13 protein-coding genes and 1 pseudogene are annotated in these 15,174 nt (G+C 58.4%); 9 read left to right on the top strand and 5 right to left on the bottom strand.

Annotated features, from left to right (window positions below; translation table 11 throughout):
- Positions 1–192, top strand: a pseudogene (locus GVK32_RS29010) (hypothetical protein); the annotation flags it as partial.
- 20 nt (positions 193–212) lie between these two features.
- Here GVK32_RS29010 and envZ read toward each other — a convergent pair.
- Together envZ and ompR are read right to left on the bottom strand one after the other, a co-directional pair.
- Positions 213–1,574, bottom strand: coding sequence for a two-component system sensor histidine kinase EnvZ (gene envZ, locus GVK32_RS01575; RefSeq protein WP_132512755.1), 1,362 nt, complete (start codon positions 1,572–1,574; stop codon positions 213–215).
- Positions 1,571–2,290 (bottom strand): two-component system response regulator OmpR, encoded by a 720-nt coding sequence (gene ompR, locus GVK32_RS01570; protein ID WP_001157751.1) that lies wholly within the window; start codon positions 2,288–2,290, stop codon positions 1,571–1,573. Before ompR ends, envZ begins: the two co-directional genes overlap by 4 nt.
- Before the next feature lie 247 nt (positions 2,291–2,537).
- Between ompR and greB the strand changes: the two genes are divergently transcribed.
- From greB to feoC, 5 genes are all read left to right on the top strand, one after another.
- Entirely contained in the window at positions 2,538–3,011 is a 474-nt protein-coding gene (gene greB / locus GVK32_RS01565) for a transcription elongation factor GreB (protein WP_041143015.1), read from the top strand.
- A gap of 152 nt (positions 3,012–3,163) precedes the next feature.
- The gene (locus tag GVK32_RS01560) at positions 3,164–5,494 is read left to right on the top strand and encodes a Tex family protein (RefSeq protein WP_159864504.1); all 2,331 of its coding nucleotides are present in this window, start codon (positions 3,164–3,166) and stop codon (positions 5,492–5,494) included.
- 404 nt (positions 5,495–5,898) lie between these two features.
- Positions 5,899–6,126: a ferrous iron transporter A gene (gene feoA / locus GVK32_RS01555; RefSeq protein WP_004868486.1), complete on the top strand. Its 228-nt coding sequence runs from the start codon at positions 5,899–5,901 to the stop codon at positions 6,124–6,126.
- A 29-nt stretch (positions 6,127–6,155) separates the two neighbouring features.
- Complete coding sequence (gene feoB, locus GVK32_RS01550; RefSeq protein ID WP_159864501.1) at positions 6,156–8,474, top strand: Fe(2+) transporter permease subunit FeoB; 2,319 nt, start codon at positions 6,156–6,158, stop codon at positions 8,472–8,474.
- 9 nt (positions 8,475–8,483) lie between these two features.
- Positions 8,484–8,720, top strand: coding sequence for a [Fe-S]-dependent transcriptional repressor FeoC (feoC, locus tag GVK32_RS01545; protein WP_159864498.1), 237 nt, complete (start codon positions 8,484–8,486; stop codon positions 8,718–8,720).
- A gap of 69 nt (positions 8,721–8,789) precedes the next feature.
- On the opposite strand, the gene GVK32_RS01540 is transcribed toward feoC, so the two are convergent.
- Positions 8,790–9,059: a DUF1471 domain-containing protein gene (locus tag GVK32_RS01540; RefSeq protein WP_159864495.1), complete on the bottom strand. Its 270-nt coding sequence runs from the start codon at positions 9,057–9,059 to the stop codon at positions 8,790–8,792.
- A gap of 110 nt (positions 9,060–9,169) precedes the next feature.
- Positions 9,170–9,952 carry a pimeloyl-ACP methyl ester esterase BioH gene (gene bioH / locus GVK32_RS01535; RefSeq protein WP_159864492.1) on the bottom strand — a complete coding sequence of 261 codons (783 nt, stop codon included), beginning with the start codon at positions 9,950–9,952 and terminating at the stop codon, positions 9,170–9,172.
- Between the two features lie 39 nt (positions 9,953–9,991).
- Between bioH and gntX the strand changes: the two genes are divergently transcribed.
- The 3 genes from gntX (at position 9,992) to gntT (ending at position 12,966) form a co-directional block, all read left to right on the top strand.
- Positions 9,992–10,666 (top strand): DNA utilization protein GntX, encoded by a 675-nt coding sequence (gene gntX / locus GVK32_RS01530; RefSeq protein ID WP_159864489.1) that lies wholly within the window; start codon positions 9,992–9,994, stop codon positions 10,664–10,666.
- A gap of 58 nt (positions 10,667–10,724) precedes the next feature.
- The gene (gene nfuA, locus GVK32_RS01525; RefSeq protein WP_159864486.1) at positions 10,725–11,300 is read left to right on the top strand and encodes a Fe-S biogenesis protein NfuA; all 576 of its coding nucleotides are present in this window, start codon (positions 10,725–10,727) and stop codon (positions 11,298–11,300) included.
- A gap of 349 nt (positions 11,301–11,649) precedes the next feature.
- The gene (gntT, locus tag GVK32_RS01520) at positions 11,650–12,966 is read left to right on the top strand and encodes a gluconate transporter (protein ID WP_123709722.1); all 1,317 of its coding nucleotides are present in this window, start codon (positions 11,650–11,652) and stop codon (positions 12,964–12,966) included.
- Positions 12,967–13,076: 110 nt separating this feature from the next.
- Here gntT and malQ read toward each other — a convergent pair whose 3' ends face one another.
- The gene (gene malQ / locus GVK32_RS01515) at positions 13,077–15,170 is read right to left on the bottom strand and encodes a 4-alpha-glucanotransferase (RefSeq protein WP_159864483.1); all 2,094 of its coding nucleotides are present in this window, start codon (positions 15,168–15,170) and stop codon (positions 13,077–13,079) included.
- Between the last annotated feature and the right edge of the window lie 4 nt (positions 15,171–15,174).

Genomic DNA, 15,174 nt, shown 5'->3' with positions numbered 1-15,174 from the left:
AGTAATGGTTTCAAACTGATATTGATGGGGGGAAGGTTCTCTAAGCATGGCAGTCAGTCCATTTTTTGCACTGACCTTATTAGATCAAAGTCCTGGCCTCACGGCCAGGACTTTGTCATCAATCTGAGCCGGGCTTTGCCCGGCTTTTTTATGCCTCATCTTTATGCCTCGTTGCCCGGCTTCACGAGCTGACAGCCTGGCGCAGATCGCTATCAGCTCTCTTTGTTCTGTCTCGCCGGCGTAAGGGCGCGATGGACGGGAATCGGCAGCCATGCGCGAATCAACAGCCCCCCCCGCTCGCTGGAACCTATCTCCAGCCGACCGTTATGGTTATCGATAATACGCTGCACGATGGCCAGCCCCAGGCCGGTACCGCTGGTGCTGCGGGCGCTATCGCCGCGCACAAACGGCTGGAACAGGTGCTCGCGCTGCTCCGGCTTGATGCCAGGGCCATCGTCCTCGACCTGGAACCACGCGCTGCTTGCTTCACTTCCGCTGCTAACCTTAATCCAGCCGTTACCGTAGCGCGCGGCGTTCACCACCATATTGGCCAGCGCGCGCTTGATGGACAGAGGATGGATGCGTAGCGGGATCTCTCCGGCCTGCAGGTCGGTGGCAATTTCGCGCTCATAGCCGCTTTCCGCCGCGATAACTTCACCCAGCACCGAGTTCAGGTCCGCCAGCTCCATCGGCATCTCCTGACCGGTACGCAGGTAGTCAATAAACTGCTCGATGATGGCGTTACACTCTTCGATATCTTTATTGATCGACTCGGCGAGGTAACCGTCTTCTGCCGCCATCATCTCCGTCGCCAGGCGAATGCGCGTCAGCGGCGTGCGCAGATCGTGGCTAACGCCGGCCATCAGCAGCGTGCGGTCGTCAGCCAGCTGCTTCACGCCCGCGGCCATATGGTTGAAGGCGCGGGTCACCGAGCGAACCTCGGACGCCCCATACTCCCGCAGCGGCGGCGGAATAATGCCCCGCCCCACCTGCAGCGCCGCATGTTCAAGGTCAACCAGAGGTCGGTTCTGAATACGGATAAAGAGCCACGCCCCGCCAATCGCCAGCAGCATAATCGCCAGGGTATAGCGGAACAGCGGCGAGAAATCGCCCTGATGGATTTCCGTCAGCGGGACGCGCACCCAGATATTCGGAGAGAGCCAGGTTTTCAGCCACACCACCGGCGAGCTTTTGTTGACCTCCACCCGCACTTCGGTTGGCCCGCCGAGCTGGTGCGCCATCTGCTGGCTTAAAAACTCATAGTGCTGCGCCCAGCGCAAACCCGCATCTTCCGCCGCTTCGTTGGAGTAGAGCGAAATGCCCAGCTCCCGATAAATCTCGCGACGAAAGGCCGGAGGCACCACCAGTTGGGTGCCATCCTCGAGCTGCAGCTTGTCGGTCATCAGCATACGGACTTCGTAGGCCAGAACCTTATTAAACTGCTGCAGACTCGGCAGGATCGCGAAATTCAGCACCACCAGATAGGTCGTCACCAGGCTGACGAACAGCAGGGTGACGATCAGCAGCAGGGTGCGAGCAAACGAACTTCGCGGCGAAAAGCGCACGCGTTTCATGCCTTAGAGCCGTCCGGTACGAAGACGTAGCCAAGGCCCCACACGGTCTGAATATAGCGCGGATGTGCCGGGTCCTCTTCCACCATGCGGCGCAGGCGGGAGATCTGCACATCGATGGAGCGCTCCATCGCTGAGTATTCACGGCCGCGGGCAAGGTTCATCAGCTTATCGCGGGAGAGCGGCTCGCGCGGGTGGCTCACCAGCGCCTTCAGCACCGCAAACTCACCGCTGGTCAGCGGCATAGGCTCATCTTCACGGAACATCTCGCGGGTGCCGAGGTTAAGCTTGAATTTACCAAAAGCGATAACCGCCTCTTCCTGCGAGGGAGCGCCCGGCAGCTCATTCGCCTGACGGCGCAGCACGGCGCGGATACGCGCCAGCAGCTCGCGCGGGTTGAAGGGTTTGGGAATGTAGTCGTCAGCGCCGATCTCGAGGCCCACGATGCGGTCAACTTCTTCCCCTTTCGCCGTCACCATAATGATCGGCATCGGGTTGCTCTGGCTACGCAGGCGACGGCAGATGGACAGGCCATCTTCGCCAGGCAGCATTAAATCCAGCACCATCAGGTGGAAGGACTCGCGGGTCAACAGGCGATCCATCTGTTCAGCGTTGGCTACGCTTCGAACCTGGAAGCCCTGCTCGGTCAGATAACGCTCGAGCAGCGCGCGCAGGCGCATGTCGTCATCGACAACCAGAATCTTATAATTCTCTTGCATTGTTTATACTCCCAAAGGTTCACTGCAATTGTCAGTGCGTATTCTCAAAAAAGCCCGTGCCGGCCACCAGCTAAATCTGGTATATATTCCAGGCTAAATTGTTACAAAGCATATTTAACAGCAGCTTAAGTATACATTTAATCATACGACACATTATTTATCCTGTCGGTATTATTACGCGCTACGAATTGTGCGCAGCCGCACAGAACCCTGCGCAATACCAGACAGTCAGAAGGTAGAACGATTAATGAAAACGCCGCTGATCACCCGTGAAGGGTATGAAAAACTTAAAAAAGAGATGGACTACCTGTGGCGCGAAGAGCGTCCTGAAGTCACTAAAAAAGTCACCTGGGCGGCGAGCCTCGGCGACCGCAGTGAAAACGCCGACTATCAGTATAATAAAAAACGCCTGCGTGAAATTGACCGCCGGGTACGTTATTTGAGCAAATGTCTTGAGCATCTGAAGATCGTTGATTACTCCCCGCAGCAGGAGGGCAAGGTGTTCTTCGGCGCGTGGGTCGAGATTGAAAACGACAGCGGCGACAGCAAGCGCTTTCGCATCGTCGGCTACGATGAAATCTTCGGCCGCAAAGACTATATCTCGATCGACTCGCCCATGGCCCGCGCCCTGCTGAAAAAAGAGGTCGGCGACCTGGCTATCGTCCATACGCCCGCCGGCGAAGCCAGCTGGTACGTTAACGACATTGAATACGTCAAATAGAGCCCTGCACCATCCAGGCGATTTTATTTGCCGTTTTGCTCGCGGATCTATGCCCGGAAGATTCCGAGAGACCTCCGCCGCGACTGGCATTTTGCGGTGCCAGTCCGTATAACTATCCCCTGATTTTTTGATCCAGTAGATGAAGCCAAGCCATGATGAATGATTCGCTCTGCCGCATTATTGCGGGTGAACTTCAGGCCAGGACTGAACAGGTAGAAGCTGCCGTTCGCCTGCTTGATGAAGGGAACACCGTGCCGTTTATTGCACGTTATCGTAAAGAAGTCACCGGCGGTCTGGATGACACGCAGCTGCGTAATCTGGAAACCCGCCTCGGCTACCTGCGCGAACTGGAAGACCGCCGCCAGTCGATCCTCAAATCGATCGGCGAACAGGGTAAACTGACCGATGCGCTGGAAAAAGCCATCACCACCACCCTGAGCAAAACCGAGCTCGAAGATCTCTACCTGCCGTATAAGCCAAAGCGCCGCACCCGCGGGCAAATCGCTATCGAAGCCGGGCTGGAGCCGCTGGCGGATCTGCTGTGGAACGACCCGTCCCACGATCCGGAAGCCGAAGCCGCCAAATTTATCAATGCCGACAGCGGCGTGGCGGATACCAAGGCCGCCCTCGACGGCGCGCGCTATATCCTGATGGAGCGCTTCGCTGAAGATGCCGGGCTGCTGGCAAAAGTGCGCGACTATCTGTGGAAGAACGCGCATCTGGTCGCGACCGTGGTCAGCGGGAAAGAAGAAGAAGGCGCTAAGTTCCGCGACTACTTCGAACATCATGAACCGATCTCTGGCGTGCCTTCACACCGTGCGCTGGCGATGTTCCGCGGCCGCAACGAAGGCATTCTGCAGCTGGCTCTGAATCCCGACCCGCAGCTCGACGAGCCGCCGAAAGAGAGCCATTGCGAGCAGATTATTATCAGCCACCTCGGCCTGCGCCTGAACGGCGCTCCGGCAGATAGCTGGCGTAAAGGGGTGGTGAGCTGGACCTGGCGCATCAAGGTCCTGATGCATCTCGAAACCGAGCTGATGGGCACCGTACGCGAACGTGCGGAAGATGAAGCCATTAACGTCTTTGCCCGCAACCTGCACGACCTGCTGATGGCGGCGCCCGCGGGGCTGCGCGCGACGATGGGCCTCGATCCGGGCCTGCGTACCGGCGTGAAGGTAGCGGTCGTTGACGGGACCGGCAAGCTGGTCGCCACCGACACCATCTATCCGCATACCGGCCAGGCGGCGAAAGCCGCGGTGGCGGTCGCCGGGCTGTGCCAAAAGCACAACGTTGAGCTGGTCGCTATCGGTAACGGCACCGCATCGCGCGAAACCGAACGCTTCTTCCTCGACGTGCAGCAGCAGTTCCCGAAGGTCACCGCGCAGAAGGTGATCGTCAGCGAAGCGGGGGCGTCGGTTTATTCGGCCTCCGAGCTGGCAGCGCTTGAGTTCCCGGACCTTGACGTTTCCCTGCGCGGCGCCGTCTCTATCGCCCGCCGCCTGCAGGATCCGCTGGCCGAGCTGGTGAAGATCGATCCGAAGTCTATCGGCGTCGGTCAGTATCAGCACGATGTCAGCCAGTCCCAGCTGGCGCGCAAGCTGGATGCGGTGGTTGAAGACTGCGTAAACGCCGTCGGCGTTGACCTGAATACCGCCTCCGTACCGCTGCTCACCCGCGTCGCCGGGCTGACCCGCATGATGGCGCAGAACATCGTCGCCTGGCGCGATGAAAACGGTCAGTTCCAGAACCGCCAGCAGTTGCTGAAGGTGAGCCGCCTCGGTCCGAAAGCCTTTGAGCAGTGCGCGGGGTTCCTGCGCATCAACCACGGTGATAACCCGCTGGATGCCTCCACCGTTCACCCGGAAGCCTATCCGATCGTTGAGCGGATTCTGGCCGCCACACAGCAGGCGCTACAAGAGCTGATGGGTAACAGCAGCGAGCTGCGCAACCTCCAGGCCAGCGAGTTCACCGATGAGAAATTCGGCGTGCCGACGGTGACCGACATCATCAAAGAGCTGGAAAAACCGGGCCGCGATCCGCGTCCGGAATTCAAAACCGCGAAGTTCGCTGATGGCGTAGAAACCATGAACGATCTGCTGCCGGGCATGGTGCTGGAAGGGGCGGTAACCAACGTCACCAACTTTGGCGCGTTTGTCGATATCGGCGTACACCAGGATGGCCTGGTGCACATATCATCGCTATCGAACAAGTTCGTTGAAGACCCGCATACCGTGGTCAAAGCGGGCGATATCGTCCAGGTTAAGGTGATGGAAGTTGACCTGCAGCGTAAGCGTATCGCCCTGACGATGCGCCTGGATGAGCAGCCTGGCGAGAGCAACTCGCGCCGCAGCGGCGGCGGCGAGCGCCCTCAGGGCAATCGTCCGCCGGCAAAAGCGGCGAAGCCGCGCGGCCGTGAAGCCCAGTCGAACGGCAATAGCGCGATGATGGACGCGCTGGCAGCAGCAATGGGTAAAAAACGCTAGCCCCTCTTTGCCCCCCGCTTCGGGGGGTAATCTCCCGCTGGCAAAGCAGCAATATTGCGCAAACGGTGCTCAATAAATCCCAGTAAGCGGTTAATAAACGCAGATGAAAATTCTATTTATTAAGGTTTCATTTCGTTAACCAATGAAACCTTAATTAAACATTAATTGAAAGAAGTAATATTTAACTTATTTACTGCTACCGCACGGACCTTGAGTCATATCAAAAAAACAGCAAGTTTCCGCCGAAAGTCTATTATTTCGCCCGTTATGTATTGATGATAAAAACTATTCTCATTATCATCATTTGCAGTATCAATTCTTCTTCGTTGGCTATGCTCCCCGGTGCCGCCCAGCCGCTGCGCCCGGTAAACTCTCGTTCAGTTAGCGATATACAAGTAGGTCCTATGCAATTCACTCCTGATAGCGCTTGGAAAATTACCGGTTTCTCTCGCGATATAAGCCCGGCTTATCGGCAGAAACTGTTATCCCTTGGCATGTTACCTGGCTCTTCTTTTAACGTGGTTCGCGTGGCGCCGCTTGGCGATCCTGTGCACATCGAAACCCGGCGCGTGAGCCTGGTATTGCGTAAAAAAGATCTCGACCTAATAGAACTGGAAGCGGTTGCACAATAACGCCCGGCCTGGCAATAAGAGTCTGAAATATGAAAAATTTAACCATTGGTTTAATTGGTAATCCTAACTCCGGCAAGACCACGTTATTTAATCAGCTCACCGGCGCCCGCCAGCGCGTGGGGAACTGGGCCGGCGTTACCGTTGAGCGTAAAGAGGGAGCCTTTACCACCACGGATAATCAGGTCACGCTGGTTGACCTACCCGGCACCTATTCGCTGACCACCATCTCCTCGCAAACCTCGCTAGATGAGCAGATTGCCTGTCACTATATTCTCAGCGGCGACACCGACCTGCTGATTAACGTCGTGGATGCGTCAAACCTTGAGCGCAACCTCTACCTGACGCTCCAGCTGCTGGAGCTGGGGATCCCCTGCGTCGTTGCCCTGAACATGCTGGATATCGCCGAGAAGCAGAAAATTCGCATCGACGTCGATGCACTCTCAGCGCGCCTTGGCTGCCCGGTTATCCCGCTGGTGTCGACCCGCGGCCGCGGTATCGAAGCCCTGAAGATGGCTATCGATCGTCATCAGGAAAACAGAGCGATTGAGCTGGTGCACTATCCGCAGCCGCTGCTGCGCGAGGCGGAAAAGCTGGCGCAGGTCATGTCCAGAGACATTCCGCAGCGCCAGCGCTGCTGGCTCGGCCTGCAGATGCTGGAAGGCGATATCTACAGCCGCGCCTACGCCGGCAACGCCGCCGATGGGCTCGATGCCGCCCTTGCGAACCTGGGCAAAGAGATTGACGATCCGGCGCTGCATATTGCCGATGCCCGCTACCAGAGCATTGCCGCCATCTGCGATGCCGTCAGCAACACGCTGACCGCCGAGCCGAGCCGCTTCACCGCTGCGATGGATAAAATTATCCTCAACCGGGTGCTTGGCTTGCCCATTTTTCTGTTCGTCATGTATCTGATGTTTTTACTGGCCATCAACATCGGCGGCGCGCTGCAGCCGATATTCGACGCCGGATCGGTGGCCATCTTTATCCATGGCATTCAGTGGCTGGGCTATACCCTGCATCTCCCGGAGTGGCTAACCGTGTTCCTCGCCCAGGGGATCGGCGGCGGTATTAACACCGTGCTGCCGCTGGTGCCGCAAATCGGCATGATGTACCTGTTCCTCTCCTTCCTCGAAGACTCCGGCTATATGGCGCGCGCGGCGTTCGTGATGGACCGCCTGATGCAGGCGCTGGGCCTGCCGGGGAAATCCTTCGTGCCGCTGATTGTCGGCTTCGGCTGCAACGTGCCGTCGGTGATGGGCGCGCGTACGCTGGATGCGCCGCGCGAGCGCCTGATGACTATCATGATGGCGCCGTTTATGTCCTGCGGCGCGCGGCTGGCTATCTTTGCCGTATTCGCCGCGGCCTTCTTCGGGCAAAACGGCGCGCTGGCGGTCTTCTCGCTGTACCTGCTCGGCATCGTGATGGCAATCCTCACCGGTCTGATGCTCAAGCACACCATTATGCGCGGTGAAGCCTCGCCGTTCGTGATGGAGCTGCCGGTATATCACGTACCGCATATCAAAAGCCTGGTCATCCAGACCTGGCAGCGCCTGAAAGGCTTCGTCCTGCGGGCGGGTAAAGTCATCGTGATCGTCAGCATCTTCCTCAGCGCGTTGAACAGCTTCTCGCTCAACGGCAAGCTGGTGGATAACATTAACGACTCGGCGCTGGCGTCGGTCAGCCGGGTAATCACCCCGCTGTTTAAGCCGATTGGCCTTCATGAAGACAACTGGCAGGCGACCGTCGGGCTGTTCACCGGTGCGATGGCCAAAGAGGTGGTAGTCGGCACGTTAAACACGCTCTACACCGCCGAAAACATTCAGAATGAAGCCTTTAATCCGCAGGAGTTCCACCTCGGCGACGAGCTGCTGGCGGCAGCGGATGAAACCTGGCAGAGCCTGAAAGACACCTTCAGCCTCAGCGTGCTGGCGAACCCGATTGAAGCCAGTAAGGGCGATGGCGAAATGGCAACCGGCGCCATGGGCGTGATGAGCAGCAAATTCGGCAATGCCGCCGCGGCGTACAGCTATCTGATTTTCGTCCTGCTCTATATCCCGTGTATTTCGGTGATGGGTGCAGTGGCTCGCGAATCAAGCCGCGGCTGGATGTCGTTCTCCATCCTATGGGGGCTGAATATCGCATACTCGCTCTCCACGCTCTACTATCAAACCGTGAGCTTTAGCCAGCATCCGCGCTACAGCCTGGTATGCATCCTCGCCGTCGTGCTGTTCAACGTCGTGCTCTTTGGCCTGCTCCGTCGCGCGCGCAGTCGGGTCGACGTCTCGCTGCTGGCGACGCGCAAAACGCCGTCGTCGTGCTGCCAGAGCCCGGCCGGCGATTGCCACTAAGGAGTGATGATGGCGTCGTTGATTGAAGTACGCGATATTCTGGCACTGCAGGGGCGGATGGAGGCCGCGCAGCTCAGCGCCCGCCTGCATGCGCCGCAGCCGCTGATTGACGCGATGCTGGGCCGGCTCGAAGCCATGGGCAAGGTTCAGCGGGTAGCCCAGGACCCTGAAGGATGCCTCTCCGGCAGCTGCAAAAGCTGCCCGGAAGGAAAGGCATGCTTATCGGAGTGGTGGTCGCTGCGTTGATGGTGTGTGCAGAGTAAGCACAGGCCGCTGTCGGCGGGGAGAAGCGGGTCCTCGGACCCGCCAGGCGAATTATTTGTAGACGTCTGCGTTAGCGTGAACCGTTTTTTCTTTCTTCTCACCGGCAATAACTACGAAGTATTTACCGCCGAGCTCATCCGCTTTTTTCGAGAGATCGCGCTTAGCATCCATCGGCGAGGTCGTTTTAGAGGTGGTGATAGTCCCGACTTTGGTCAGATTCATCGTCGCGACCTCGTCTTTCTGAATTTCTTTCGCTGCGAACGCGCCAAATGACAGACTGCCAATCACCAGAGATGTCAAAATACCCGTAATAAGTTTCATAGCCTCTACTCTCCATTAGGTTGTTTTTTTAGGCCGCCGAGATGAAATGAAATAATCATCTGCCGCAACGATCTAAGTATTGCTATGCCCCGGATTTTTACCACGTTCTGTTAAAAATAATTCCTCAACCGGTTTTTCAACGCCAGCAGCGGCTGGCAGAAGTCGTGCGGATGCGAGATAAATGGCGCATGGGCCGCCTTGTCGAAGACGATGGATTCACTCTTTTCCCACATTGCATCAAGAAGAGGGACGATTTTACGCGGCACCAGGCCGTCCAGGCGACCGTACAGCCGCAGGAATGGCATCGGCAGCGTCGCCAGCGGCTGGCGAAAATCGGCGGTTTTCAGGATTTCCAGCCCGCCGTTCAGAGCCGCTATCGACGGCATCGGGAGCGACAGAACGGTGCTTTTCAGCGCCCGGGCATCCTGGCGCGCGCTTTCGGTTCCCATCGTTTGCAGGGCCAGAAAACGCTCGACGGTGCGCTGAAAGTCATCGCTGAGCTGCTGCTGAAAACCGCTCAGCACTTCCGGCTTAATACCCGGCCAGTTGTCGTGCGCGCTGAAGCTAGGGGAAGAGGCGACGGTAACCAGCGCCAGCACGCGCTGAGGATGCTGTAAGGCTATCTGGCTTGCCACCAGGCCCCCCAGGCTCCAGCCCAACCAGATGGCCTGCTCAGGGGCTTTTTTCAGCACCTGCTGCGCCATCTCCTCCAGTGACAGCGCGCCGAAACCGCTGCTGCGACCATAGCCCGGCAGGTCAACCACGTGCAGCGTGAAGTGCGAAGCCAGCTGCGGCGTAATGCAATCCCACACCCCGGCATTCAGCCCCCATCCGTGCAGCAGCACAAGATGACACTTCCCTTCGCCCACGGTTTGCCACCAGATGTCGTTCATCAGCTATTGTTCTCTTTTCACCAGATATCAGGAGGAAATATGCTAACAGCACACGGCTTATGCTGGCTATGCCAAATGCCGCTGGCCATTGCCAGCTGGGGATTCTGCTCCCGCTGCAGCGCATCGCTGGCCACCCGTCAGCCCCGATGCCCGCGCTGCGGCCTGCCCGCCGGCACCGGCACCGTCCCCTGCGGTCGCTGCATCCAGTCTCCCCCGCCGTGGCAGCGGCTGGTGGCCGTCAGCGACTACCTTCCGCCGCTCAGCGGTCTGATCCACCAGCTGAAATTTACCCGCCGCCCGGAGCTGGCCCCGGCGCTGGCTCGCCTGCTGCTGCTGCGTATCCGCCAGAGCGAAGGCCTGCCCCCTGCGGACAGGATTGTCGGCGTTCCGCTGTGGCAGCGGCGGCAATGGCGGCGAGGTTTTAACCAGAGCGATCTGCTGTGCCGTCCTCTGGCCCGCTGGACGCGCGCCGCCTGGCGCAGCGACGCGCTGCGGCGCAGCCGCCCTACCGCAACTCAGCATCAGCTCACCGCGAGATTACGCAAACGCAACCTGAAAAATGCGTTTCAGCTTGAATTATCAGTTCGGGGTCACCATATCGCCATTGTGGATGATGTCGTCACAACCGGAAGCACCGTCGCCGAGATATCCCGCCTGCTTTTGCGAAACGGCGCCGCGACGGTTCAGGTATGGTGTATGTGCCGTACCTTGTAGACCCCTGCTGATGGGCGTATTATAACCCAGTAAAATAGTCAACTATTAGGCCAACGCTATGATCCGTATTTCCGATGCTGCACAAGCGCACTTTGCCAAACTGCTGGTAAATCAGGAAGAAGGGACACAAATTCGCGTATTTGTGATTAATCCCGGCACCCCAAACGCTGAGTGCGGCGTATCCTACTGCCCACCGGATGCGGTGGAAGACACCGACACGACGCTGAAGTTTGAGCAGTTGACCGCGTACGTCGACGAACTCAGCGCGCCGTACCTGGAAGACGCTGAAATCGACTTCGTGACCGATCAGCTTGGCTCCCAGCTGACGCTGAAAGCGCCAAACGCCAAGATGCGTAAAGTCTCCGACGAGGCGCCGCTGATGGAGCGCGTTGAATATATGCTGCAATCGCAGATCAACCCGCAGCTGGCCGGCCACGGTGGTCGCGTGACGCTGATGGAAATCACCGAAGATGGCCTGGCGATTCTGCAGTTCGGCGGCGGCTGTAACGGCTGCTCAATGGTCGACGTTACCCTGAAAGAAGGGATCGAGAAACAGCTGCTGACCGAATTCCCTGAACTGAAAGGCGTGCGCGATCTGACCGAGCATCAGCGCGGCGAGCACTCCTACTACTAAGCCGTCCGCCATACCGCACTCCCAGCCCGGCCGTATTTTGCTGCCGGGCCGCTCCTTCCTGACGCAACTCCTCCCGCCTTATCGCTAGTCGTTCGTGCAAAAAACCCGGAAAAGAGTATGACTTAAGTCTCATATTTAAAATATTCACCGCCAGGGTGATTCTCAACCTTCATATGTTACCCGTATCATCTCTCTCAGGCTCCGCTGCTATAAAAATAGCCAGCTATCCTTTCTGATAAGAAGTGATAGTCGATTTTATGGCGCCATGCCGTTTGTATCCCCGCCCGGAGCAAACGGAACAAGATTGAAGTTTTACGTTACCCATAACAAATGAAAGGCCAGGTAAATTATGCCATTAGTCATCGTTGCTATCGGGGTCGCCCTGTTATTACTGCTGATGATCCGCTTCAAAATGAACGGCTTCATCGCTTTGATTCTGGTGGCGCTCGCCGTCGGACTTATGCAGGGCATGCCTCTGGATAAAGTCATCGTATCCATCAAAAACGGCGTCGGGGGCACCCTCGGCAGCCTCGCGCTGATCATGGGCTTCGGCGCAATGCTCGGCAAGCTGCTGGCAGACTGCGGCGGCGCGCAGCGAATTGCCACCACGCTTATCGCTAAATTTGGCAAAAAGCACATCCAATGGGCGGTCGTTCTGACCGGCTTCACCGTCGGTTTTGCGCTGTTCTATGAAGTGGGCTTCGTCCTTATGCTGCCGCTGGTGTTCACCATCGCCGCATCTGCCCGCATCCCGCTGCTGTACGTTGGCGTGCCGATGGCGGCCGCGCTCTCCGTGACCCACGGCTTCCTGCCACCGCACCCGGGCCCGACGGCGATCGCCACTATCTTCCACGCCGATATGGGTAAAACCCTGCTGTACGGTACGCTGCTGGCAATCCCGACCGTGATCCTTGCCGGCCCGGTCTTCGCCCGCTTCCTGAAAAACATCGATAAGCCGATTCCGGAAGGCCTGCACAACCCGAAGACCTTCACTGAAGAAGAGATGCCGGGCTTTGGCGTCAGCGTCTGGACCTCTCTGGTGCCGGTGGTGCTGATGGCGATGCGTGCTGTTGCCGAAATGCTGCTGCCGAAAGGCCACGCGTTCCTCAGATACGCCGAATTCTTTGGTGACCCGGTGATGGCAACGCTGATCGCCGTTCTGATTGCCCTGTTTACCTTTGGCCTCAACCGCGGCCGCTCGATGGAACAGATCAACGATACGCTGACCTCGTCGATTAAAATCATCGCCATGATGCTGCTGATTATCGGCGGCGGCGGCGCCTTTAAGCAGGTTCTGGTCGATAGCGGCATGGATAAGTACATCGCCTCGATGATGCATGGTTCCAGCATGTCTCCGCTGTTTATGGCGTGGTCAATTGCGGCGGTTCTGCGTATTGCGCTGGGTTCGGCGACCGTTGCGGCAATTACCGCGGGCGGTATTGCGGCTCCGCTGATCGCCACCACCGGCGTCAGCCCGGAGCTGATGGTTATCGCCGTGGGCTCCGGCAGCGTGATTTTCTCTCACGTCAACGACCCGGGATTCTGGCTGTTCAAGGAGTACTTCAATCTGACCATCGGCGAGACCATTAGATCGTGGTCGATGCTGGAAACGATTATCTCAGTCTGCGGCCTGGTAGGCTGTCTGCTGCTGGGAATGGTCGTGTAAGGGTCGATTAAGCATAAAAAAGGCCGGGTATGCGTGATGCTACCCGGCCTTTTTATTTATCGTTTAAGCCGCTTGCCGGCAACGAATGACCGCCGCCGGGAAACGCAGGCTTACGAGGATCTCTTCTTTGCTGCCGCCCTGCGGCGCTTGTCTAAATCCTTGAGCAGCTTGTTGACCTGCGCATCGGCAAACATCTGCTCGAGCGAAGTCGACAGCTTACGCCGCCAGTTCGGATACTCGGTGCTGGTGCCCGGAATGTTAACCGGCGCGGCCATCTCCAGCCAGTCCTCCGGCTGCAGGCCCAGCAGCGCGCTGTTGCTGTCGGCGATGTAGCGCTGCATCCCGCGGTTGAGGGTCGAGGTCATCGTCATCAGCGACGCGTTATGCCCGGCGCGCTTGGGCAGACAGCCGTACTTATGCAGCGCATCCAGCAGCCCCTGCTTCGCCAGTTCCCGGTCCTGATATAGCCCGCGCAGCACCCCTTCATCCGGATAGAGCCCGAGAGATTTGCCGAGCGTTAGGTCTCCGCTTTCCCAGTAACCGCGCAGCGTTGGCAGGTCATGCGTTGTTGCCACAGCCATTGATTGTTCCGGATACGTCTGCGGCGCACGGAACGTCTTCTCATTGTCATTTTCAAAATAGAGCACTTTGTAGGAGTAGACGCCGCTCTTACGCAGCTTGCTGACAATTTCCACCGGCACGGTGCCCAGATCTTCACCGATCACCATGCAGCTATGACGCTTACTCTCCAGCGCCAGAATAGACAGCAGATCGTCTACCGGATACTGGACGTAGGCCCCGTGATCGGCGGTTTCGCCGTACGGGATCCACCACAGGCGCAGCACCGACATCACGTGGTCGATACGCAGCGCGCCGCAGTTTTGCATATTGGCGCGCAGCAGCTCGATAAACGGCTCATAGGCGCGGGCGACGATGATGTGCGGATCCATCGGCGGCAGGCCCCAGTTTTGCCCGAGCGGGCCCAGAATATCCGGCGGAGCCCCTACGGAGGCTTTCAGGCAGTAAAGCTCGCGATCGCACCAGGTCTCGGACCCGCCTTCCGCTACGCCAACCGCCAGATCGCGATAGAGACCAATCGGCATCGCATCGCGCTGGCTGGTGTGCCAGCAGGTGGCAAACTGCGAACAGGCCAGCCACTGCAGCCAGAGGTAAAAATCCACCTCATCAGCGTGTTCAGAACAGAACGCTTTCACCTCCGGGCTGGAGATATCCTGGTACGCTTTTGGCCAGGCCGGCCAGCCCCAGCGCAGCGGATCCTGCTGGACCTGCCGCGCGTGCAGCGCATCAAACGCCGCCTGCCAGTAGAGGCTTTCCCCTTCGCGCTGAACGAACTGACGAAACTCCGTCATCGCCTCATCGCTGCGGGCAGAGAAACCTTTCCAGGCCATGCGCAGCGCGGTCATTTTCAACGCCGTGACGGCGGTGTAGTCAACATCATCCGTCTGCCGCGCCGCCTGCAAAGCCTGCTGGGTCGCCGGCAGCTGCCACCACGCCTGCGCCTCTTTGCTCAAGCGGAAATCTTCGACCGCATTAACGTCGATATAGATAACGTTCAGCCAGCGGCGCGAGGAGGGGCTGTACGGGCTGGCGCTTTCCGGGTTGGCCGGATAGAGCGCATGAATCGGGTTGAGGCCAATAAACGCCCCGCCTCGCTGAGCGATTTCCGGCAGCATCGCGCGCAGGTCGCCGAAGTCGCCAATCCCCCAGTTTTTTTCCGAACGCAGCGTATACAGCTGCACGCAGGCGCCCCACAGCTTCTGCCCCTCTTTCAGGGCCAGCGGCTCGTAGCAGCGCACCGGGGCGACAATCGCCCGACAGTGCCAGCGGTCACCGTCCCGGGTGAGCGTCAGGGTATGATAGCCTTCCGGCAGTTTGGTCGGCAGCGACAGCGTGTCGCCACCTTTTACCTGCCCCTGATACTGCTTCCCTTCTTCGGTGGTAAGGATCCAGTGAAACTCACCGTGCCCGGCCACCGGCAGCGACATTTTTTTGCCGTGGGTGAAAACCTGTACATTCGGCAGCGGATTAACCGCCGCCTTCGCGACGGTGGTCGTACGATGCATCGCATCAAGCAGACGCTGCTTGGTCACCGCGGCAATCGACTGCGGCTTGCCGTGCGCGTTGATGTAGCTCGGGCTGATCCCCGCCGCCAGCGCGGCGTTATCAAGGCGTTTGGTCTCCATAGGC

Source organism: Klebsiella sp. 18074 (assembly GCF_902705905.1).
In the GTDB taxonomy this organism is placed as follows: domain Bacteria; phylum Pseudomonadota; class Gammaproteobacteria; order Enterobacterales; family Enterobacteriaceae; genus Klebsiella; species Klebsiella terrigena.
This window is presented reverse-complemented; position numbering and strand designations above follow the sequence as displayed.